The 21,263-nt window shown below is 69.0% G+C and carries 16 protein-coding genes and 1 pseudogene; 5 read left to right on the top strand and 12 right to left on the bottom strand.

The window, feature by feature from the left end; genetic code table 11:
• Positions 1 to 42 precede the first annotated feature (42 nt).
• Together ACGF4F_RS33455 and ACGF4F_RS33450 are read left to right on the top strand one after the other, a co-directional pair.
• Positions 43 to 777 carry an ABC transporter ATP-binding protein gene (locus ACGF4F_RS33455; RefSeq protein ID WP_393083957.1) on the top strand — a complete coding sequence of 245 codons (735 nt, stop codon included), beginning with the start codon at positions 43 to 45 and terminating at the stop codon, positions 775 to 777.
• 1 nt (position 778) lies between these two features.
• Positions 779 to 2,557 carry an FtsX-like permease family protein gene (locus ACGF4F_RS33450; RefSeq protein ID WP_357444754.1) on the top strand — a complete coding sequence of 593 codons (1,779 nt, stop codon included), beginning with the start codon at positions 779 to 781 and terminating at the stop codon, positions 2,555 to 2,557.
• Between the two features lie 148 nt (positions 2,558 to 2,705).
• Here the strand turns inward: ACGF4F_RS33450 and ACGF4F_RS33445 are convergent, their stop codons facing one another.
• Positions 2,706 to 4,181, bottom strand: coding sequence for a hypothetical protein (locus ACGF4F_RS33445; protein ID WP_393083954.1), 1,476 nt, complete (start codon positions 4,179 to 4,181; stop codon positions 2,706 to 2,708).
• 127 nt (positions 4,182 to 4,308) lie between these two features.
• Entirely contained in the window at positions 4,309 to 4,854 is a 546-nt protein-coding gene (locus ACGF4F_RS33440; RefSeq protein WP_357444759.1) for a DUF4240 domain-containing protein, read from the bottom strand.
• 292 nt (positions 4,855 to 5,146) lie between these two features.
• On the opposite strand from ACGF4F_RS33440, the gene ACGF4F_RS33435 reads away from it, so the two are divergent.
• The gene (locus ACGF4F_RS33435) at positions 5,147 to 5,758 is read left to right on the top strand and encodes a GNAT family protein (protein ID WP_357444761.1); all 612 of its coding nucleotides are present in this window, start codon (positions 5,147 to 5,149) and stop codon (positions 5,756 to 5,758) included.
• A 307-nt stretch (positions 5,759 to 6,065) separates the two neighbouring features.
• Here ACGF4F_RS33435 and ACGF4F_RS33430 read toward each other — a convergent pair whose 3' ends face one another.
• From ACGF4F_RS33430 to ACGF4F_RS33410, 5 genes and pseudogenes are all read right to left on the bottom strand, one after another.
• Positions 6,066 to 7,271, bottom strand: a complete 1,206-nt coding sequence (locus tag ACGF4F_RS33430; RefSeq protein ID WP_393083951.1) for a DUF418 domain-containing protein — start codon at positions 7,269 to 7,271, stop codon at positions 6,066 to 6,068.
• Between the two features lie 622 nt (positions 7,272 to 7,893).
• Positions 7,894 to 8,319: pseudogene (locus ACGF4F_RS33425) on the bottom strand (Clp protease N-terminal domain-containing protein); the annotation flags it as partial.
• A 1,039-nt stretch (positions 8,320 to 9,358) separates the two neighbouring features.
• On the bottom strand, positions 9,359 to 10,213 hold the full coding sequence (locus tag ACGF4F_RS33420) for a hypothetical protein (RefSeq protein ID WP_393083948.1): 855 nt from the start codon (positions 10,211 to 10,213) through the stop codon (positions 9,359 to 9,361).
• Positions 10,214 to 11,140: 927 nt separating this feature from the next.
• Positions 11,141 to 11,515 carry a YciI family protein gene (locus ACGF4F_RS33415; protein ID WP_357444769.1) on the bottom strand — a complete coding sequence of 125 codons (375 nt, stop codon included), beginning with the start codon at positions 11,513 to 11,515 and terminating at the stop codon, positions 11,141 to 11,143.
• A gap of 616 nt (positions 11,516 to 12,131) precedes the next feature.
• A complete protein-coding gene (locus ACGF4F_RS33410) occupies positions 12,132 to 12,719 on the bottom strand; it encodes a hypothetical protein (protein ID WP_357444772.1) in 588 nt (195 codons plus the stop codon).
• 87 nt (positions 12,720 to 12,806) lie between these two features.
• Here ACGF4F_RS33410 and ACGF4F_RS33405 point away from each other — a divergent pair, with 87 nt between their 5' ends.
• Entirely contained in the window at positions 12,807 to 13,922 is a 1,116-nt protein-coding gene (locus ACGF4F_RS33405; protein WP_357444775.1) for a MerR family transcriptional regulator, read from the top strand.
• Between the two features lie 338 nt (positions 13,923 to 14,260).
• Here the strand turns inward: ACGF4F_RS33405 and ACGF4F_RS33400 are convergent, their stop codons facing one another.
• Positions 14,261 to 15,016: a class I SAM-dependent methyltransferase gene (locus ACGF4F_RS33400; protein ID WP_357444778.1), complete on the bottom strand. Its 756-nt coding sequence runs from the start codon at positions 15,014 to 15,016 to the stop codon at positions 14,261 to 14,263.
• A 118-nt stretch (positions 15,017 to 15,134) separates the two neighbouring features.
• On the opposite strand from ACGF4F_RS33400, the gene ACGF4F_RS33395 reads away from it, so the two are divergent.
• The gene (locus ACGF4F_RS33395) at positions 15,135 to 16,076 is read left to right on the top strand and encodes an AraC family transcriptional regulator (RefSeq protein ID WP_357444781.1); all 942 of its coding nucleotides are present in this window, start codon (positions 15,135 to 15,137) and stop codon (positions 16,074 to 16,076) included.
• Positions 16,077 to 16,250: 174 nt separating this feature from the next.
• Here ACGF4F_RS33395 and ACGF4F_RS33390 read toward each other — a convergent pair whose 3' ends face one another.
• From ACGF4F_RS33390 to ACGF4F_RS33375, 4 genes are all read right to left on the bottom strand, one after another.
• Positions 16,251 to 16,895 (bottom strand): response regulator transcription factor, encoded by a 645-nt coding sequence (locus ACGF4F_RS33390; protein ID WP_357444784.1) that lies wholly within the window; start codon positions 16,893 to 16,895, stop codon positions 16,251 to 16,253.
• Entirely contained in the window at positions 16,886 to 18,061 is a 1,176-nt protein-coding gene (locus tag ACGF4F_RS33385) for a histidine kinase (RefSeq protein WP_357444787.1), read from the bottom strand. The genes ACGF4F_RS33390 and ACGF4F_RS33385 overlap by 10 nt, the downstream gene beginning before the upstream one ends.
• 85 nt (positions 18,062 to 18,146) lie before the next feature.
• Positions 18,147 to 20,357: an MMPL family transporter gene (locus ACGF4F_RS33380; RefSeq protein ID WP_393083942.1), complete on the bottom strand. Its 2,211-nt coding sequence runs from the start codon at positions 20,355 to 20,357 to the stop codon at positions 18,147 to 18,149.
• A gap of 50 nt (positions 20,358 to 20,407) precedes the next feature.
• Positions 20,408 to 21,235, bottom strand: a complete 828-nt coding sequence (locus tag ACGF4F_RS33375) for a DedA family protein (protein ID WP_393083939.1) — start codon at positions 21,233 to 21,235, stop codon at positions 20,408 to 20,410.
• Positions 21,236 to 21,263: the final 28 nt, after the last annotated feature.

The following is a 21,263-nucleotide window of genomic DNA, read 5'->3' as shown; positions in this document are numbered from 1 at the left end:
CGAGCGAAGCGAGGGCCGCGAGGCCATGCCCGGTGGTGCAGCATGACATCGGCGCTGCTGAAGGCACGAGGGGTAAGCAGGCGGTACGGCTGGGGGAGCGCCCTGGTGCGCGCGGTCGACGAGATCGACCTGGAGGTGCCCGCGGGGCAGACTCTGGCGATCATGGGTCCCAGCGGCTGCGGCAAGTCGACCCTGTTGCACCTGCTCGGCGGGCTGCAACGCCCTACAGACGGCGAGATCTGGCTGGCCGAGCACCGGATCGACACCATGAGCGAGCGCGGCTTGGCCCGGCTGCGGCGGCATCACATCGGCTACGTCTTCCAGTCGTTCCACCTCATGGACGAGCTCACCGCCGTCGAGAACGTCGAGCTGGCCGCGTTGCTGGCCGGGCAGTCTCCCCGCCGGGCCCGGCAACGTGCCCTGCATCTGTTGGACCGGGTCGGGCTCGCCGACCGCGCCAGGCACCTGCCCTCGGCATTGTCCGGCGGGCAGCGGCAGCGGGTCGCGATCGCCCGCGCGTTGAGCAACGAGCCGCTGGTCGTGTTGGCCGACGAGCCCACCGGGAACCTGGACAGCGCCGCCACCGTGGAGGTGCTGCGGCTGTTCGAGGAGCTGCGTCTCGCGGGCCAGACTCTGGTGGTGGTCACCCACGACGCGCGCATCGCCGCAGTCGCCGACCGGGTGATCTCCATGCGGGACGGGTCGTTCGCCGACGACAACCGCCTCACCGGCACCACCACCTCCGGCACGGGCACGGTCTACGGCGGGCGGCGCTGACATGGCCGGGCGTCTGCTACTCGTGTGCCGGCTGCTGCTGCGGGACCTGCGCCGGCGGCGCACCGAGACCGTACTGCTGCTGCTCGCCATCAGCGCCGCGACCGGCACGCTGACCCTCGGCCTCGCCCTGGACAATGCTCTCGCCCAGCCGTACGAGCGGACCCGGGCCGCCACCGCGGGCCCCGACGTGGTGGCGATGCCGGGAGCGACGGGCCCGGAGGCTCTGGCCGCCCTCGCACCGCTGGCCACCGCGCCCGGTGTCACCGCACACAGCGGACCGTACCCGATCGCCTATCTGACGCTGACCGCACACGGCACGACCGTGCCCGCGGTCGTCCAGGGCCGGGACAACTCCCCAGCGGCGCTCGACCGGCCCGCGGTGACCGCCGGCACCTGGGTACGCCCCGGCGGCGTGGTCATCGAGCCCACCTTCGCCAACGCCCTCGGCGTGCACATCGGCGACACCGTCGACATCAACGGCCACCCCCTGCGGGTGGTCGGGACCGCGGTCACCGCCGCCAGAGCCGTCTACCCGCGCGCCGACTGGCGCATCGATGCGGGCAGCCCCCTGACCGAAAGCGCCGGCCTGGTCTGGGCCGACAGTAGCCAGATCGGCGCGCTGGCCGGCACGCGGCCGCTGTCATACACCCTGAACCTGAGATACGCGGACCCGCGGGCCAGCACCTCATTCACCCACAAGCGCGAAGGCGGGATCGAATACACCAGCTGGACAGGGATCGCCGACACGGACGGCAAGCTCGTCAAACAGGCACGCCTGGCCCTGCTGGTCGGCAGCTGGCTGCTCACCGCCCTCGCGGTGGCCAGCGTCGCCAACATCGTCGCCGGCCGCGTCGTCGATGAACGCCGCCGGGTAGGACTACTCAAGGCCGTCGGCGCCGGACCAGCCATGATCGCCGCCGTCCACCTCGCCGAATACCTCGTCATCGGGCTCGCCGCCGCCGGCGCCGGCCTGACCGCCGGCTGGCTCGCCGCACCCGAACTGACCAACCCCGGCGCCGGACTCCTCGGCTCCACCAGCACCCACCCGCCCGCGCTACGCACCGTGCTCGCCGCCACCGTCCTCGCCCTCGCCATCGCCGCCGCGGCGACGCTGGCACCCGTGCTACGCGCCGCCACCACCGACACCGTCCACGCGCTGGCCGACGCCGCCACACCACCGCGCCGCCGCGGGTGGCGCGTCTGGCTGTCCCGCCGAATGCCCACCGCCCTGCTGATCGGGGTACGCATCAACGCCCGCCGCCCCCGCCGCGCCCGCCTCGTCATGGTGAACACCCTGATCACCACGACCGGGCTCGCCGCCTTGCTCATGGGCCTGGCGCAGGACCCGCGGGTCAAGCTCGGCGAATCCAAGCTGGCCAACCCCCAGAGCACGCGAACCCTCGAGGCCATGTTCCTCGTCATCGTGGTGCTGTGCGTCCTCGCCCTCATCAACGCCATCGTGAGCACCTGGACCGCGGTCCTCGACGCCCGCCACCCCCTGGCCGTCGCCCGCACGCTCGGCGCCACACCCGCACAGGTAACCGCGGGCATGGCGGTAGCGCAGCTTCTTCCCGCGATACCCGGCGTCGCCCTCGGGCTCCCGGCCGGCATCGGGCTGTATCTGGTCGCCAGTCCAGGCGACCAGCAGTACGCCCCCGCCTCCTGGATGCTCGCCGTGGCACTCACGGTCCTGCTCGCCGTCGCCGCACTCACCGCCATCCCCGCCCTGGCCGCCACCCGGCGCCCGGTCGCGGACGCCCTCCGATCCACGCCGACCTGACCGGCCGCCAACGGCCTGCAGCCCGCATACGGCACCACGACGAGCGAAACCGCCGAGCAAGACAGCAATCGCAGCTGACGCAGCAACCACACAAGAAGTTGCACGGATCTGGCCGATCGGGCGTCACGGCCAGTGACAAAGTCGGCGGTCAGCCGGCGTAGCGGGGCTCGCTGATCCGGCGGCGGAATTCCGCGTGAGCGGTCTGGAAGACGTCGTTGAGCCGCTCGAGCTCAGACTCGGTCGGTTCTCGCCGCAGACCGACGTCGATCTTGAAGTCGCCCTCGACGATCGTCACATCGAGGCGGTCGAGCAGGTCAGCGGGAAGTCTGGTGATGACGAACTCGCGGAACGCGTCGGCGATCGTGCCCGCCATGTCGCCGCACCCGCAGGTGCGGCCATCCAGGACCGCACCGAGGTGGCTGCGGCCGATGATCGCGTCCGGGTGTACGGGATCCATGACGGTCAGGCCCTCCTCAAGGACCGTGCGGGCCTCCGACAGCCGTGCCTCATGCTGAAGGAACAGACCGAGGGCGATGCAGGCCCGCCCGACCGTGTCATGGTCTGCGCCCCGGCGCGCCTGGTTCACTGCCTCGGTCAGCCGTTGCTCCGCCGGGCCCACCTGGCCGGCCTCCTTCAACGCGAGACCCCAGTTGCGCAGCACCTGACTCCGCAGCTCCGGGCGACCGATGCGCTCCGCCCTCGCGTACGCCGACGCGTACGTGCGCAGCGCCGCCTCGGCATCGCCGGCTTCGTCCTGGGCCATCGCCAAGCCGAGCGCTGCCATCAGCGCCTCCTCCTGCCGGCCCTGGCGGTCGTACGAAGCGAGCACGCGCTCGATCGCATCAACCCGCCCCGCCTGGTCACCGAGATCACGGCCGAGGTTCGCCAGCGCGGACAAGGCGTTCAGCGTCGCCTGGTGGTCAATGCCGAGCCGCTCCTCCAATGCGGTAACCAGGGAGGTGAGCAGGGGCTTGGATGCCGGATCGCCGTGGTCCAGCATCTGGGTGACGACTCGCCCGACCTGCTCGACGACCTCGTCCGGCAGTTGGTGCAGGCCCACGAACAGCGGCTCGCGGGTGCCACCGGCGTGCACAATCGCTGCTCGCAGCGCCAACGCGGAGGCCACCCGCTCGTGCCCGTTGCGCCACAGGTTGGCCACCGCCTCCTCGACGACCTGCCGGGCAACCGTCACGTCACCGCGCTGCCGCAGCAGGTCCGCCAGCGGTTCGAGGCCGAACGCGTACCCGGCATGCTCGCGACCGTAGAAGGCGAGCCGCTCCTGAACACCCTGGCGTAACTCCGTCTCGGCCTCGTCGAGTCGTCCGGCCATGCGCAGCGCCAGGCCCAGATTGAGTCGGTAGGTCAACTGGTCCTTGCGGGACTCGTGATCCCGCGGCGTCGCGGAAACGGCGCGGCGGTAGCACTCGATCGCGCGGTCGCGTTGATCGGCGTTGAGCAGCACATTGCCGAGGTCGCACTGGGCCGACGCCCATTCCGGGCTGCCGTGACCGTGTTTGTCCGTGGCGGTCTGCAGCTCGCGCGTCATGAGGTTCTCCGCGTCGCCCATCCGGCCCTCCCGCAACAGCGCGAAGGCCACCTCGACCGGACTGAGGGGTGTCGTCACGACCCGCAAGTTTAGGGCCCGCCTACGGACCTTCGCGCACCGCTGAGAACACCTCGAGCGAAGCCCGCCCGACCCGGTCAACCAATCACAATCAGACATCCGCACCTGCCGCAGAGGAGTGCGGTGATCAGCTGGCTGCGTGTTCCCACGGGCGCTCGATCCACGGATTGTTGTCGAGGTAGGCCGTGAGTCTGGGGAACTGCTGCCTCGTGCGGCTCTCGTCGGTGAGGTCGGCCGGAGTGCCGCCGGGCGCGTCGGGTCCGGAGGGCCCATCGATTGCGAAGGGCGCCCCGGTTGCAGCGATGTGCGCCTCGATCGGGAGGCCGCAGAACCAGTCGATCCGAGCGTTGTGCCGGTCGGGCGCCAACTCGACAAGGCTGTCAGGGTCGTCCAGGACACGCTGCATGGTGTGCCGCCCGTGCGACACGATCCAGTCCTGGACGGCGAGGAAGTCATCATCGTCGAAGGGGCCCAGCAGCAGTGTCGCGGCGTCATGGATTGGCCAGCGGTAGAGCTCGTCCTGTGCCTGGAACCAGAGCTCCTCAAACTGTTCAATCTCGTTCGGCGCCAAGGCGCGAAGGCGACGGAGGAGCACCTGGGCGACGCGTTCGGTGTCACTGCCCCCATCTGCCCGGGCACCTTCGACGATGCGCCAGAAGGCCGCCCACTGCACCGCCAGACCGTACCAAGTCGGTCCTGTGCCGGTCGGATGTCGCCGCGACGAGACTCGCGAGGGACTTGTCGGTAGGACTGAGCCGACGTGCTCCAAGACCAGGCATCCGGAGCTGCTCCGGCGTCCTGATCGATCAAAGGAGGTCACGGTCCGTAACTGACCACTGGGTCGAGCGGGCACCCTGAACTGCCGAAGAGCGAGCACGTCGTTCCGCCCGCCCCGCCGAGAAAACCCATTGCGTGTGGCCGGCACCAGATGTCTGGTTGATCGGGCATCAATCACAGGAGGAACCATGACGCCCGTGTCGCTGCCCACTCCCACGCTGCACACCCCTCGCCTTCGACTGCGTCCCTTCGACGACGCGGATGCGAACGACCTCTTCGCGCTGCACAGCAGCGCCTACGTGCTGCGCTACTGGGACGCGCCACCGTGGAGCGAACGTGTGCGCGCCGAGCGGTTCATCACGGCTTGCCGGCAGATGGCAGAGGGGGGCACCGGGGCGCGGCTGGCCGTGGATCGTGTCTCCGACGGGGCGTTCATCGGCTGGTGCAGTCTGACCCGGTGGAATCCGGACTACCGCAGCGCATCGCTGGGCTACTGCTTCGACGATGCAGCGTGGGGCCACGGCTACGCGACGGAGGCCGCGCGCGCTTTGCTGCGGTGGGCATTCGAGACGCTGGACCTGAATCGCGTTCAGGCTGAAACCGATACACGCAACGTGGCATCTGCCCGTGTGCTGGAGAAGCTCGGGTTCGTGCGTGAAGGGACGTTGCGCGAAGACTGCGTCGTGAACGGCGAGGTCTCTGACTCGTGGGTCTACGGGCTGATCAGGCGAGAGTGGCGGCCGTCGTCCGAGCCGGTTCCGGGGGTTACGGGGAAGAGCGCGGCCAGGTGTCTAGGCTGAATGATCAGGGCGAAGGACCGCGCTCGTGGAAGCATCACCGTTGATCGATGAGTTGTCCGCACGCTTGGGTGGCGTGTCGGATCAGGTGGAACGGGAGGCGCCGGGCCTGTTGCGGGCGTTGGCGCGGGCGCCGCGAGACCCACAGGGACGGATCCATCCGCTACCGGGCCTGCTGGCGATCGCGGCCGCGGCCGTGGCCGCCGGGCAGAGCACGGCCACCGAGATTGCCGAGTGGGCTGCGGACTTCCCGATGCGGTACTGGCCCGGTTGGGTGCGGCCCGGCGGCAATCCGCCCCACCGGAACCCGTCATGCCGGGTCCGAGGCCCGCAGCCGTGGCCACCGCTGCTCGGTCCAGGCCCGCAACAGCCACTCCAACGGTCCGTACCGGAACCGGGCCATCCACGCCGCGCTGGCGGCGAGCTGCACACAGTAGATCGCGACCGCGATGAGTACGACGACCGGGGGTGCGACGGCACCGGCGAGGCCCAGTCCGACACCGGTGAAGACCAGCACGCAGAGCACCGACTGACCCAGGTAGTTCGACAGGGACATCCGTCCGGCCGGCGCGAGTACGGCGACGACCCGCCGCCCCCGGTCGGTCTGGAAGAACTGGAGCAGGGTGGCGGCGTACGCAGCGGCGAGCAGCGGCGCGGTGAGCACGCCCGCCGTCAGCCCGGTCAGGTTGGCGGTACCCCCGCCCGATGCGAAGATCACCGCACCGGCCAGGCCGACCGGATAGCCCAGCTGCTGCACCCGGCGCAGGAGCTGCCGGTTCCCGACGACGTCGGTGAGTAGCCGGCGCCGCCCGGCCGCGTAACCGAAGAGGAAGGCCGAGAGGGCGAGCGGCCCCTGCACGAGGAGCGTGCCGAACATCGTCGGCAGCTGGCGTACGTGCTCGGTGATCACCGAGCCGATCCCGCCCTGTAGTGCCTCGGTGGACCGCTGCCCCGCCGCGAGTGCGGTCGCCGGATCAGTGACCAGCTGGGTCCCGCCCGTGGCGGCGAGCGCGAGGACGAAGCCGATCCCGCCGGTCAGCAGTACGGCGGCGCGCACCGCGGTCCTGACGCTGACTCCCCGCATGGCGAGCAGGACCAGACCGAGCAATGCGTACGTGGTCAGGATGTCGCCCTGGAACAGCAGTACCGCGTGCAGGATGCCGAACACGAGGATCCCGGCCAGCCGTCGCAGGAACCGTGGGGCGAGGTCGATGCCGCGCCGCGCGGCGGAATCGAGCTGGAGCGTGAAGCTGTAGCCGAACAGAAAGGAGAAGAGCAGGTACGCCTTCATCGTGAGGAGCAGCTCGACTAGCCATCGGACCGCCTGGTCACCCCACGAGTCGTGCGCGGGATCCGGAACGAGCTGGAAGGAATAGCCGGAGGCGAAGAAGGCGATGTTGACGATCAGGATGAGGAGCAGCGCCACGGCGCGCAACGCGTCGACGTCGACGATCCGGGGGAGCGTCCCGGACGACGCTCGCTTTCCGACGGGCGGGTCTTCGATGGAGAAATTCACGTGACTACCTCCGGAACGGACAGGAATCATGTTCGATGACTTTCCTGCGACCCTATGAAGCGGTCTGTCCAGATGACAGCCGGTGAGCGTGAAGATTGCCGGTGGCGCAGGCTCTACCCCAGCAGTGGTGCAGGCCCTACCCCAGGGCTCTCGCAAGGTAGCTGTAGGCCGGTTTCGAGAGTGTCAAGTTAACGGCTGATCTTGGTTGTTGAGGTGGTCAGCGGTTGGCCGGGGCGAGCCGGCCTTCGAAGGCGATCTGAAACGCGTTCAGAGGAGCGTTCCAGCGCATCGTCCGCCGCCGACGGCCGGCGCCGGTCGGGTCGAGGCTCATCAACGCTTTTTCCCCGAGCGACGTTGCGGGAAGACTGCGTCGTGAACGGCGAGGTCTCTGACGGGTCTACGGGCTGATCAGGCGAGGGTGGCGGCCGTCGTCCGAGCCGGTACCCGCCCGCTGAGTCCTTCCTTCCTCCCTCGACGTCGCCCGGCATCCGGGTGCTCCGCTCCGCTGCGTCGAGGGCCCGGCACCGGGCACTCTCATGGCCACGTTGAGGTAGGGACACAATCGCGGCTACTTCGGCTGTCGACGGCGCCTTCAACTTCGAATCCCACAGGATCACGGGGCAGACAGGAGCTGGACGATCTGCTGCCGTGCCCGATCGAGGTCGGCACCGAGTTTGACCAGCAACTGAGTCGCGACGCCTTCGCCCTCGCGGATCAGGCCCAACAGGATGTGCTCGGTGCCGATGTGGTTGTGGCCGAGCTGCTGCGCCTCACGCAGCGACAGCTCGAGGACCTTCTTGGCGCGTGGGGTGAGGGGGATGGGCCCGCTCGGCGCCTGCTGGCCCTGGCCACTGATCTCATCAACCTGCTGGCGGACACACTCGAGAGAGATGCCGAGGCCCTGTAGCGCCTTGGCGGCCACACCCTCGCCCTCGTGCATGAGGCCGAGCAGAATGTGCTCTGTGCCGATGTAGTTGTGGTTGAGCATTCTGGCTTCTTCCTGAGCGGCGTCGGCGACAAGATCTGCCGCCGGCTGCGCGGGTCCCATGATCCGGCGCTGACGGAAGGCAGCGGGGGCACGTCGCGGGTGGTCTTGGTCGCGAGGAGGATCTGCGAGACGATCGTCGTCACCCTTCCCGCCTGCAATCGTCCGCGCCGTCCTGCTCACCTCCTTCGCGAGGTAGCCGGCCCATAGCGCGGCGCGGGCGGCCGTCGGGGCCAACAGCCAGCGACGAATGTTGCTGGCGTCGCTGTGGGGGTCTAACCCGGGGATGAGGTTGACCACCCCGAGCAGGGCCGCAACAAGTGCCGCAGCGACTAGCGCGACACGCATCAGCGCCGTATCCGACGTGGTGCCCGTCCTCGTCGCTGCGGCACCGAGCACCCCCGCGGTGACCAGATTCGTCATCGGACCACCCAGGTGCAACAACACCATCCGCAGCGGCAACGCAGTCGCCGACGGCACCGGCCGCACCAACACGGCACTGCGCCAACCAGTAAAGGGCGCGATACGAACCGCGACAACCGGCAAACGCAACAGCAACGCGATGATGAGATGCCCGCACTCGTGCAAGACGATGTGAACCCACAGCGACAGGCATGCTAGGCCGACGACGATGAACGCACGCGTCAACGACTCCGTAACCAACAGGGCGCACACCACCGCGTCGACCACAACGAAGGCCCCGGCGAAGAACCCGGCGACCACGCGCCGTCGGAGGGAGAACACGGGCAGATGGTACGGCCCGACAACCCCCACCCCGCGCGGCGTGACCACCCCCCATCCGTAGGCTGTGCGCGACGCCGTGGAAGCTCGTCGATCGAATGCTTCGTCAGACGTGGGTACTGAACGTCCTCTTCGCGCCGGTCGCTCACGCGGCCACCGGCTTGCCTCGCTCGCTCCATCTGTTGAACATCTGCTCTTGCCGCCGAGCGGGCGTCAGGGGCCGCACCTGCGAGACTGACAAGTCAGCCGACCGCCCGTGCCGATGAGGGGCCGCTCGGTCGAGCTAGGGCCACAACCTCAAGGAGCGGCTCAGTCCGCAGGCGACGGCCGAGCTCGGCGGGTCACGGTCTGGTCGAGTTTCTCAGGGCCGGTTGTGCACGAACCACGCGTCACCGGCGGGCAAGGCAACGGCGACCTCCCACCTGCTCAGGTCGAGGTTCGAAGCGAGCGCCTTGAGCTGGCCGGCCGCGGTCCATGCCTCGTCACCCGGTGCCGGGCGACGACCCACCTGGAACTGCAGCATGGTGCCCCACGACGCGACCAGGCGGGCGTCCCACCGGCGACGCCACTGCGCCAACACCTCGGCGAGCCTCCGCTGATACTCCCGGGTGGGCGCACCGAAGAAGTCCACCCAGTACCCCGAGCTGCGGACGTCGCTGGTGGGCAGCAACATGAGTAGGACGCTGTTGGGCGTGTACCAGTAATCGGTCTGCGTCACGAACCGCACTCTGCTAAGCACCCGGGCGTGCAGGTCAGCGTCGGCGAGCAGCCGGTCGTACAGCGCCCGCTCCAGCGCCGGGCGCGGAGTCGGCAGCGCCACATCTGACACCAAGGCCGCCAGGTCGACGCCGGCAATGCCACGCGCGTAGTACTCGACCTCGTCCTCGTCGACCTCGTCGTCCTCGCTGTAGTGGCGGTAGGTCAGCCAGGGTTCGGAAGACTCGGCGGCCTGGGCGAATGCGCGCAGCTCCGACTCCGGCGGGCCTGGCTCGGGCTCGGGCCGGATCCTCCGCGTGTCGTCGAAGTCGTCGGTGACCATGACGGGCCGCCGTCCAATGGCCGGCACCAATGCGTCGGCAGCCTGCCAGGCCTCGTGCAGGCGATTGGGGTCGATGTCGGCGACGAGGATGGTACCCGACGGGCCGTGTCCGATCGGAAGGCCGGCCAGTGGCGTGCCGACGAACGCTGCTTCGATCTGGTCGAGGTCGTTTCGCACGGTGAAAGTGTCTCCGATCATCGACGCGACGCGGCGTGGAGGTGGTCCGGGTGCACATCAGGATCCGGAGAGCAACGCATGCAGCATCCCCAAGGTCTGGTCGAGAGGTTCCTCGCCGTGATCGGATGGCTATTACCGCCCTGATGCCACCCGCAGAATCCTTCTTGACCAGACCCTGACCCGTGAAGCTCGGTAATTCCCTGACATGCCAACCAGCTGGCGAACGACTGGTCGTTCCTATCTGGTGCACCCTAAGTAGCCGCGATCCGAGCGTACGGTTGCGGAGCGACTGTGCCGGCGACATCTGAACCTGCCGAAGAACTGGCTCCGAGTCGGGCTGGAGGCGCCCAGGTTCGAGCGCCAGCGATTCCCGTCGGCCGACTCAGCTACCGGCTGCCCGGCTTGGTCTGAAACCACAGGATCACGGTCGCGGCGAAGACCAGCAACACAAAGAACGAGCACGGGCACAGCAAGAGCCACGCCATTCCTTCCATGGCGCACAGCTTCCCTGATCAGCTTTGCGATCCTGTGTCGGATGCGGTTTCCGGGATCGTTTCCCATCGTGGTGGGCTCGCGTGGGCGTTCAGGTGGAATCCTGCGCCCAGTGCGGCTCCTCGTGGCTGGTGGCCGGTGGCGGTGGGTGTGCTGGTCGTGGTCACGCTGTCGGTGGGCTGCGCGGGGCAGCCTCCGGTTCGTTGGTGCATGTCTCTCCGGACGCTTGCCCGCTTGGTTGTGGGGCCGGGCGGGGAGGGTGCCCTACGTCGCGTGGGCGCGGGCGTGGTGGCTTGTGCCGGGTGGGGCTGGTCTTCGACCGGTCCCTCCGACTGGTCTTGGAGGTGCTGGGGGTGACGACGGCTGCGGCTTCGAGCGTGTCCAGGGCCGCGCGGATCACCATCTGCCCGCTGGTCTTGTCGAGTTGTCGGGATGTCACCCTCGCCTTTCAGACTGGCGGAGCATCGCGTCTTGTTCGGGGTCGGGCATGAGTTCCCGGACCTCTTGCGCACAGCGGCAACCGGCGGCAATCTTGGCAGCCCAGGCCAGCGCCTCCTCGCGTGAGGCCACGTCGACGACCGAGAACCCGCCAATGACTTCCTTGGTCTCTGGGTAAGGGCCGTCGGTGACCGTCCCGTCCGTGGCCACGACGCTCGCCCTCTGGCGTTCGAGTCCGGCGCCGAACACCCACACGTCGGCGTTCACGGCCTCCTGGACCACCGCGTGCGAGGCCTTGCCCACGTCAGCCCACTCCTCGTCGGGGATGTGGTCCATCGCGCCGTCATTGAACGAGATCAAGTACCGGGTCATCCCACGACTCCCTTGTCCCGGCGGCCCTCTCCGGCCGCCTCACCTGTTCTACGAACGACTCGCCCCGGATCCGACGCTATGCCAAAAGAATTTCTCACGGGACCCCGCCGCTCAGCGCCTGCGGGCGTCATGTCGCCCTTGTTCGCGGGGATCATTGCCGCCGGCACCGGCTACGAATAGTCCCACACACGCATCTGGCCGCCGACCGGGCGCCGCGCTCCGTGACAGGCGCGCGATGTGGTCGAACCATCGGTGGTGCCGCGATCCCGCCGCCATGATCTTCTAGCCAGGGAACTCCGCGATGCCGAAAGCATCGCGAGGATTCCGCCACTGAACGAACCAGGGCTCTCTTCAAGTGCGGTCGCGACTCGATCGGCGCTGGCGGAGGCCAACGCAGCGGAGGAAGTCGTGACGCTCCTCGTCGCGGGCCTGCCTGACCCGGCAGCGTCTTCCTGATCCGACGCATTGATTGCGCTGCGGCGCGCCCGCGATCGTCACGCTCCGTGCGTTGCTCTGGCGACCCGATCTGCGGAATCGGTGCGCGATCGTGCCGATGTGCGCGCACCGTCGCGCCGGTGTGGCGGAACCCTGCCGATGGCCACGGGTGCTTCACCGGCTAGGTGGGCTGCGTGTCCCACCAGCGTGCAAGATCGATGCCCGGCGCTTCCGGGCTAGCGAAGTGGAACGGGACACCGACATGCTGGGCGACGGCCTGCCCCTGCTCGGTCGCCTGCCGCGCCTCCGGCCAGGGCGGCACCTGGTCGTTGAACAGGCGGATGTCACCGCTGTGCCGCAGCACCGTCAGCGGCACCTCGTCGAAGCGGTCGTGGTGCCGGCCCGGCCGCCGCACGATCGCGACCAGGTCGACGGACCAGCCATGCGTGTCACCGTCCCACAGTGCTTCGACGGCGACGACCGGTGCGGTGATGGCGGCCGCCTTTTCGATCAGCTTCGCCGTCGTCGGTGGCACTGGCTCCGCCTCGACGAGGCCCCGCCGGTCCAGTTCAGCGCGGCGCTCGATCAGCAGATCCTGCGCCTGGCACAGATCGGGCGGCGGCTCCAGTCCGCCTTCCCGACGCAGGAGGACGACAGCCGCGATCAGCCGACGCGCACACAGGAACTCGTCGATCCGGTCCCGTACCTGCGGGCTCAGCGCGTCCCACCAGGCGCCGTGCACAGACATGCCGCCATTGTCGCCGATCATGCCGGCGGCAATTCATGAGCGGAAACTCGATCAAGACAGCAGCAATCGCTTGCTCCTCACGCGGCGTCATGCCACATAGTCGGTGGCGTGGAGGAGCACCTGACCGTGGGGCGTGTGGCGGAGTTGGCTGGCGTCAGCGTCCGCACACTGCATCACTATGACGAGATCGGCCTCCTGGAGCCGTCCACGCGGACTGCGGCTGGGCACCGGGCCTACTCCGCAGGCGATGTAGAGCGACTCCGGGAGGTGCTCGCCTACCGGCGGCTCGGCTTCGGATTGCGGGAGATCGCGGATCTGGTTGACGATCCGACCACCGACGCAGTCGCGCACCTGTGCCGGCTGCGTGGCCTGCTGATGGACCAGCGCGACCGCGCTGCTGCCATGGTGACGGCCATAGACAGGGAACTGGAGGCACGAGCAATGGGAATCAGGACGACGCCAGAGGAGCAACTGAAAGTGTTCGGCGCGCAGTTGTACGACGCCATCGGATCCGCTTACCCAGCGACGCGGCGCACCGAGCCACGGATCGCCGCGCGCATCTGGGATGCGCTGGGGGACGCACGAACGGTGCTGAACGTCGGGGCTGGCACCGGCTCCTACGAACCACCCGACCGCGAGGTCACGGCGGTAGAGCCGTCGGCGGTCATGCGGGCGCAGCGTCCCGTGGGCGCGGCGCCGTGTGTGGCCGCCGCGGCGGAGAGTCTGCCGTTCGAGGACCAGTCCTTTGACGCCGCGATGGCGGTCAGCACCGTCCATCACTGGCCGGACCCGGTCGCCGGGCTGCGTGAGATGCGGCGTGTGGCCCGCCGCGTGGTGGTGTTCACCTACGACGCCGCTGACACCGGCTGGCGTCAGCGGTTCTGGCTCACCCGCGACTACTTACCTGAGTTCGCAGACCTCCTCGTCGGCTGGCCGTCCTTGGCCGACCTGACCCGCGCGATCGGAGGACGCGCGGAGCCGGTGCTCGTCCCGTGGGACTGCGCTGACGGCTTCTTCGAGGCATACTGGCGCCGGCCTGAGGCGTACCTGGACGAACATGTACGCCGCGCGGTTTCGGTATGGACCAGAGTCGGACCGCAGGCTGAGCAACGCGCAGTCAGCACACTCCGCGAAGATCTTTCCTCAGGCCGGTGGGCCGAGCGCAACCGCGACATCGTCGCCCTCGACACGGCAGAGCTCGGCCTCCGCCTGCTCGTAGCGTGAACCACCGTGTGCGAGAACGCCGCCAGGAAGCTGACCGGCGGGATCCTTAGATACTGCCGCGGCGGCGCTTGGCCTCCGTGGCGCGCTTGACCTGCAGTCCCTGCTGTACGGGTCGAGGTTGGACCTGTCGGTCCAGTTCATGGGCTGCATGAGGGAGCGACGCGCAGAGCCGGTGCACGCTCATAGTGGCAGAGCGGACCTACGCAGCGTCACAGTCGTCTGCGCGATCGGCGCCCGGACGTAGCAGATGAGCGGATGCTGGTGGCGCCACCGGCCTGCGGCGTTGGGCCTGTTGCCGTTGCGTGGCGTGGTGGGGTCTGTCGACAACCCCGTCAGGTTCAGTTCAAGGGGTGAGTCGCCTGCACGAAGGTGACCCGGCCGAACCTGTGGTCGGCGTGCGCGACCTCCCGGGCGTCGCCGAACCCGGCGTCGGCCAGGAGCGTGACGATGCCATCGCCGTGGTTACGGGCCACGACCGGGCTGTGCGCCACCCGGGAACGCATGAGCCGGGTCAGGTGCCAGAGGGCGTGGACAGGGCTGTGGCCATGGCGGTGTGTGGGGTGCCCGGCGTCCTCGACGTTGGATGCTGGGCCGCCGAAGTCGACGACGGTGACCCTTCCTCCCGGCCGGAGAGCACGCAGCGCGTCGCGCGCGAACCCGATCCGACCGTCGTCATCGACGTGGTGCAGGGCCAACGACGAGACCACATGGTCGAGCGAGGCGTCCTCGGCGGGGATCCGGTCGGCATATCCCTGAACGAGGGTAAGAGCGACGCTGCGGCGGCACGCCTTGCGCGCTGCCCTGCGCAGGGCGTCTGCGTCGGGGTCGAGGCCGGTCACCCGCGCGCTCGGCTGGGCCGCGAGCACGGCGAACGACAGGTTGCCCGTGCCACAGCCGACGTCGACCACCGTCTGGCCGGGCTCGATGCCGGCGAGCTCGACAGCACGTTCGTGCAGTGCGCGGACGCCGGCCACCCGGGTGAAGGCGTCGTAGAAGGGGAGAAGCCAGGTCTTTCCCGCGCCCGGCAGGAACGGGCGGTCCCGCTCCTGCGGAGTTCGCTGGTCGAGGATGCGGACGTGGGTCGAAGCTGCCATGGATGCCTCCTGTGCACGCGGTCGCGGGTCTGCCTCGCTGGCCCCTGACGGACCCGGTGTCGTCACCTCCAAGTCTTGGATATTCTGCGGTTACCAAGCAGGATTTAACGTGGGAACCATGGGACATTCTTCGGTCAGTGACTCGCCGGGAGTCCCGTCGAGGCTGCGCACGGTACGACCCGACGGGACGCCGGTCTACCGCTACCGGCAGCGCCCCGGCCTGCCTCCTGTCTCAGTGACCCGCTTCGACACCGAAGCCGCCCACCCCAGCCTCCCGCCGGAGCACCGGCACGCCCACGACTTCTTCGTCCTGGTCTATGTCGAGAAGGGCATGGGCTCGTTCACCGTCGACGGCGCCGAACGGCCGATGCGCGCTGGCGAGGTCCACGCTGTATCGCCCGGGCAGGTCATCGGCGTCGCGGCCGCGGCCGAGTTCGCCCGCGGCCGCGCGTGGTCGGTCGCGTTCACACCGGACGCCGTCCCCGCCCTGACCTCGGTCTCCCCACTGGCCTGGGCACACCATCCCCTCCTCGCCCTGTTCGCCTTCAGCGCGGGGCACGGTCGGATCGCAGAGCCCGACCAGGCGACCTGGTCGGCGTGGCTGGCGGACCTGGCCGAGGAACTCGCCGACCCAGGCCGTCTCGGCGCCCGCGAGGCCGTCGCCGCACTGCTCACCCGGCTTCTGGTCGCGGCCGCGCGACTGGCACCCAGCGCTCCAGCCACGCCGGACCCACTCGTCGAGCGGGTCTTCGCCGAGATCGAGGCAACGTTCCGCGAACCGGTCTCCGCCGCCGATGTCGCCCGCACGCTCGGCTACACCCCGGGGCACCTCACGACCGTGCTCCGCCGGCGCACCGGCCGCCCCCTGCTCGAATGGATCACCGAACGGCGCATGACCGAGGTCCGGCGAATGCTGCGCGAGACTGACCTGTCGCTCGACGCCGTGGCCGCCCGAACCGGCCTGCGCGACGCCACCTATCTCGTCCGCCGCTTCCGCGACCGCTACGGCATCACCCCCCAGCGATGGCGCCGCACCCAGCGAGCATGGTCATGGCAATGACCTATCCGCGGATGCCGCGATCCGCACGTCACGCAGCGTGACTCGATGCCGCTGGGCTGCCGTTCGAAACTGCCGAGAAGCCGACGCCGGCTCGGAAGCCATTACGCTGCTACAGGTAAGCCACGACCTCTCTCTACTTCTGGCCTTTCGGTATCGGCCGGCGATCCTGAGCGGCTAGGAGCCGAGGTAGTGCAGGATCGCCAAGACCCGGCGGCTGTAACCGGTCACGTGGGACAGGTCGAGCTTGTCGAAGATGGTGTTGATGTGTTTCTCGACCGCGCTCTGCGACACATGTAGGCGTTCGGCGATCGCGGCGTTGGTGTGTCCCTGGGCCATGTGGTGCAGCACGTCGCGCTCGCGAGGGGTGAGGCGGTTGAGCGGATCGGTGTGACTGGTGGCGGACACGAGTTGCCGGACGACCTCGGGGTCGAGCGCCGTTGCACCGGCGGCGACGCGGTCGAGTGCGTCGAGGAAGTCTTCGACCTGGGCGACGCGGTCCTTCAGGACGTAGCCGACGCCTTCGGACCGGTCGGCGAGGAGTTTGGCGGCGTAGCGTTTTTCGACGTACTGGGAGAGAACGAGTATGGCGATGTGGGGCCAGCGGCCGCGGATCTCCAGCGCGGCCCGCAGTCCGTCGTCGGTGTTGGTGGGCGGCATGCGGACGTCGGTGATGACGACGTCGGGGTGGTGCTGTTCGACGGCGGTGACGAGCTGGTCGGCGTCCGCGACCGCGGCCACCACCTGGTGTCCCTCGTCGGCGAGGAGGCGGGCCAGCCCTTCGCGCAGCAGGGTGGAGTCTTCGGCGAGCACTACACGCACGGCAGCTCCGCCCGGATTGTCGTGGGGCCGCCCGCTGGGCTCTGCAGGTCGAACTGTCCGTCGAGGGCGGTGACCCGGCGAGCGAGCCCCTGTAGGCCGCTGCCGTGTGGGTCGGCACCGCCGACGCCGTCGTCGCGCACGTGCATCTCGATTCTTGTACCCCGCGCCTCGATCTCGATGGTGATCAGGGTAGCTCGGGCGTGTTTGGTGGCGTTGGTGATCGCTTCGCAGGCGACGAAGTACAGCACGGTCTCGATCGGTCGGGCGGGCCGGACCGGTACGTTGTAGCTGATTTTGACGGGCGTCGCCGATCGTTGCGCCACCATGCTCAGCACCTCGTCCAGGCTGGTGTGGTCGAGCGCGGAGGGGTAAACCCGCCAGGCAACGTCCCGCAGGTCGTCGACGGCGCGCTGGACGTCCTCGTGCGCCTGCACGAGAAGTTCGCGCGCCTTGTCGGGGTCGCGGCTGCGTCGCGCCCGCCCGAGCAGCATGCCGAGTGCGACGAGGTGTTGCTGCAGCCCGTCGTGGAGGTCGCGCTCGATGCGCTGGCGCTCCACGTCGACCGCGGCGATGACGCCGGCCCGGCTGACGGCCAGTTCGCTGATCCGCCGCTCCAACGCCTGGCGCGTGTTGGATTCGAGCAGGCTGCGGGCCAGCCACCGGTCCAGCGTGGCCACGCTGGCTATCGCCTGCAGATTCACGACCAGCAGGGCTGCCCCGATGAGGCCCTGCAGCAGGAAGCCGGCCATGGTCATGGTGCCCGCCACGAAGGAGCGCACCACGATGGCAGCAAGCACCGCGCCGACCACGAGCAGGCCGGCGGTGATCACGCCGAGCACCGCCGGTAGGAGCCGGGCGGCGAGATAGCCGAGCACACGCGGTCCGCTCGCCCGAACCCGTGGCGGGGTTGGTGCCGAGGCGGTGACGGCCAGGCGTTGCCGCTCCCACTCGCCGAAGCGCCGGGCGTACCGGACGGTGGTGGTGCCGATGCGTCGGCGAGCAGCTGGCGCTGGCGAGACCGCGATCACGACGAGCCCGGCGAGGAGCAGGAACAGCAACTCGGCCGCAGCGGTGAGGACGCCGACCGCCACGCCCGCCACCGGTCGGCTCCACCGGACCATGGCGCCCATCCACGACCGCCGGCCGTGCGTCGCGCGTTCTGCCACCTGGCCGTCCCTCCACAGCTCATGATGTCTCGGACCGATGGCGGCCGGTCACGAGCACGCGTGCCCCGCCGCCCACCCAACCTAGCTACCGGTCACCGGCAGCCATGATGACCTGCGTGTCGGCGTCGCTGCCGCGCGGTGTGACATCGGTTTTACGACGGCCGGCGAGGAATCGCGGGGCCCACCAGTTCGCTTCGCCGAGCAGCCGCATGAGGGACGGCAGGACGACCGCGCGGATGATGGTGGCGTCCATCAGGATCGCAGCGGCCAGCCCCACGCCGAGTTGTTTGAACTCGACGATCGACAGGGTGGCGAAGATGCCGAAGACGGCGACCATGATGATCGCGGCGCTGCTGACCGTGGACGCTGACGAGACGATGCCCTGCTCGATTGCCTGCCGGGTCGGTACGCCGCGCTGAACCGCCTCGCGGATGCGGCTCACGACGAACACGTGGTAGTCCATCGAGAGCCCGAAGAGGATGACGAACAACATCAGCGGCAGCCACGACACGATCGCGCCGTTGGAGGTGAACCCGAGCAGGTCCTCCGCCCAGCTGTGCTGAAACACCAGTACCAGCAGCCCGTACGAGGCGGCCACGGAGATCGTGTTGAGCAGGATCGAGGTCAACGCCACCACCAGCGACCGGAACGTGACGAGCATGACCAGGAAGGTCATGCCGAACACGAACGCGACAACCGGCGGCAGCGCCCCCGCCATTCGGTCGCGGAAGTCGACATCGCTCGCGGTACGGCCGGCCACCGCCCACTGCGTATCCGGGACCGTGCCGACCGTCTGCGGCAGCAGTTCGCTGCGCAGCCGGCGCAGCGACTGGGTCGCCTCGCTGCTGTCGCTGGCACCCGCCACGTGGACGGTGGCCAGGAAGACGGTACCGTCGCCGGACCTGCGCACGGTCGGGGGACGATCTTGGGCGAACCGGCTATCCCCCTTGATCCGCGTGGAAAGCTTGGCGAGTTCTCGCTCTACCGCCGGTCCGTCGGCGACATCAGTGCGGATCGAGATGAGGTGGCTGGTTCCCAGCTTGTTGCTCGGAAACGCTTGGGCGAGACGATCGTAGGTGCGCAGGATCGGGATCGAGCGGGGCAGGTCGGTGGCGGTCGGCCGCTTGAGGTTCATTTCCAGTGCCGGGACGGCGACGATAACCAGTGCTCCGACAGAGAGTACGAACGTCGCCAGCGGCGCGCGTAGCGCTGGTCGCAGGACCGCCATCCAGAAGCGGCTATGCTCCGCCCGCTGGATTCGTCGACCGAGGAAGGGCACTCGTGGCCGGTCCACCCAACGCCCGAGGGTGACCAGGATCGCGGGTAGGACGGTGAGGGATCCGATCACCGCCACCCCGACGACCAGGATGGAGCCGGTTGCCATCGAGCTGAACGTGTTGTCGCTGACCAGGAACAGGCTGGCCATGGCGACCATGACGGCGACGCCGGAGACCAGTACCGCGTGCCCCGAGGTGGCAGCTGCGATCTTGATCGCGCTGCGATGGTCGCGCCCGCAGGCTCGTTCCTCCCGCTCGCGGCGTAGGTAGAACAGCGAGTAGTCGACGCCGACGGCCATGCCGATCAGCAGGATGATGCTGCTGACCAGTTCCCCGGCCGGGAAGATATGCGAGGCGAACTGGGCCAGCCCCATGGCACCGGCCACGGCTGACAACGCCAGCACGACGGGCACTCCGGCGGCGATCAACGCGCCGAAGCTGAACAGCAGGATCACCAGCGCGACCGGCACGCTGATCAGCTCCGCCTTGACGAAATCCGCCGCCAGCGTCTCGGTCAGCGCCTTCGCCAAGGACGCCGACCCCACCTGCTCCACCCGCAGGCCGGGGTACCGCTGCTGGACCTGAGTCGTGGCCTCCAGCAGCGGTCCGACCCGCGCGTCGGCGTCGTCCGCCAAGCCGGTCATCTCGACCTCGACCAACACCGCGTCGCGGTTGGGCGAGGTGACCGGGTCAGCGACCTTCGCCACCTCGGGCAGCGCGCGCATCCGCGCCAACAGGTCGGCCGCCACAGCCCGAGCCTGTTGGAGATCGAGATCGCCGGTCCGCGCCGTGATCAGGACACTCTCCGCCGCCGGGGCCTCCGGGAATGCGCCGGCCTGCTCGATGCGGTCCGCGCGGGCCAGTTCTCCGTGCAGGCTGTCCTGCGTGGTGGCCTTCACCGTGCCGACCAGGCTGCCACCGACCAGGCTGGCCGCCACGAAACACAGCCAGACCGTGATCGCGAGCCAGGGATGGTTGGCGCTCCATCGGCCGGCCCGCATGGTAAACGGCGCGCGCACTACATGCCGACGGCGGCGCCCCGCCGGTGCGCGGTTATCGAGGCCTGGCGTCATCGGCTCTCCCCCGATCGGCGCGGGGTTCCGTACACGGTGCCGCGTACGGCCGGGGCCGACTTGTCGGCCCCGGAGCGCCCGTACGGCTCGGCGCGTGTGCCCGACCTGTACGGCTCGGGCTTGTTCGGTGCCAGGTCCTTCTCCATCGCCGACCCCCGCCGGCGCACATTGATCACGCGGGAAACGACGAAGTACCCCACAGCGAGCGCGCAGACCGCGACGACGAGGTTCTGGAACGTCCCGACATACGACTCGACGGCATGCCAGTTCTCCCCGAGCAGGTAGCCAGCCATCACGAACACGATGTTCCAGATCAGACTGCCCAGCGTGGTGTAGAGCAGAAACGTGGCGAACCGCATTCGCTCCACACCGGCCGGAATGGAGATAAGGCTGCGGAAAATCGGGATCATCCGACCGAAGAAGACCGTCTTCACCCCGTGCCGGGCGAACCACGCCTCCGTCCGGTCAATGTCGCTCAGCCTCACCAGCGGCAGCCGCGCCGCGATTGCGCGTACCCGGTCCCGCCCGAGCGCGACGCCGACGCAGTACAGCGACACGGCGCCCACCACCGAACCAGCGGTGGTCCAAATGATCGCGGCGAACAGGTTCATCTTGCCCTGACTGGCGGTGAACCCCGCCAGCGGCAGGATCACCTCGCTCGGGACCGGCGGGAACAGATTCTCCAACGCGACCGCCAAGCCGGCCCCGGGGGCACCGAGCCGCTCCATCAGATCGGTCACCAACCCGACCAGACCGCCCTGGGACGGATCAGACTCCTGGGCCAACAGGCCAACGTGCATCGACACCTGACACAAACGGATCATGCCGAAGACGCTATGAACTCACCACGGC

This window comes from Micromonospora sp. NPDC047740 (genome assembly GCF_043204735.1).
Taxonomy (GTDB): Bacteria; Actinomycetota; Actinomycetes; order Mycobacteriales; family Micromonosporaceae; genus Micromonospora.
The sequence above is the reverse complement of the archived record's forward strand: the minus strand, read 5'-3'. Positions and strand labels throughout refer to the sequence as shown.

What these genes read in the sequence shown, in the direction of transcription:
- ACGF4F_RS33410 (WP_357444772.1), bottom strand. Translation starts at nt 12,719, where the DNA reads ATGATCGGCGACAATGGCGGCATGTCTGTGCACGGCGCCTGGTGGGAC.
- ACGF4F_RS33395 (WP_357444781.1), top strand. Translation starts at nt 15,135, where the DNA reads ATGGGACATTCTTCGGTCAGTGACTCGCCGGGAGTCCCGTCGAGGCTG.
- ACGF4F_RS33435 (WP_357444761.1), top strand. Translation starts at nt 5,147, where the DNA reads ATGACGCCCGTGTCGCTGCCCACTCCCACGCTGCACACCCCTCGCCTT.
- ACGF4F_RS33450 (WP_357444754.1), top strand. Translation starts at nt 779, where the DNA reads ATGGCCGGGCGTCTGCTACTCGTGTGCCGGCTGCTGCTGCGGGACCTG.
- ACGF4F_RS33455 (WP_393083957.1), top strand. Translation starts at nt 43, where the DNA reads ATGACATCGGCGCTGCTGAAGGCACGAGGGGTAAGCAGGCGGTACGGC.
- ACGF4F_RS33375 (WP_393083939.1), bottom strand. Translation starts at nt 21,235, where the DNA reads ATGATCCGTTTGTGTCAGGTGTCGATGCACGTTGGCCTGTTGGCCCAG.
- ACGF4F_RS33415 (WP_357444769.1), bottom strand. Translation starts at nt 11,515, where the DNA reads ATGACCCGGTACTTGATCTCGTTCAATGACGGCGCGATGGACCACATC.
- ACGF4F_RS33400 (WP_357444778.1), bottom strand. Translation starts at nt 15,016, where the DNA reads ATGGCAGCTTCGACCCACGTCCGCATCCTCGACCAGCGAACTCCGCAG.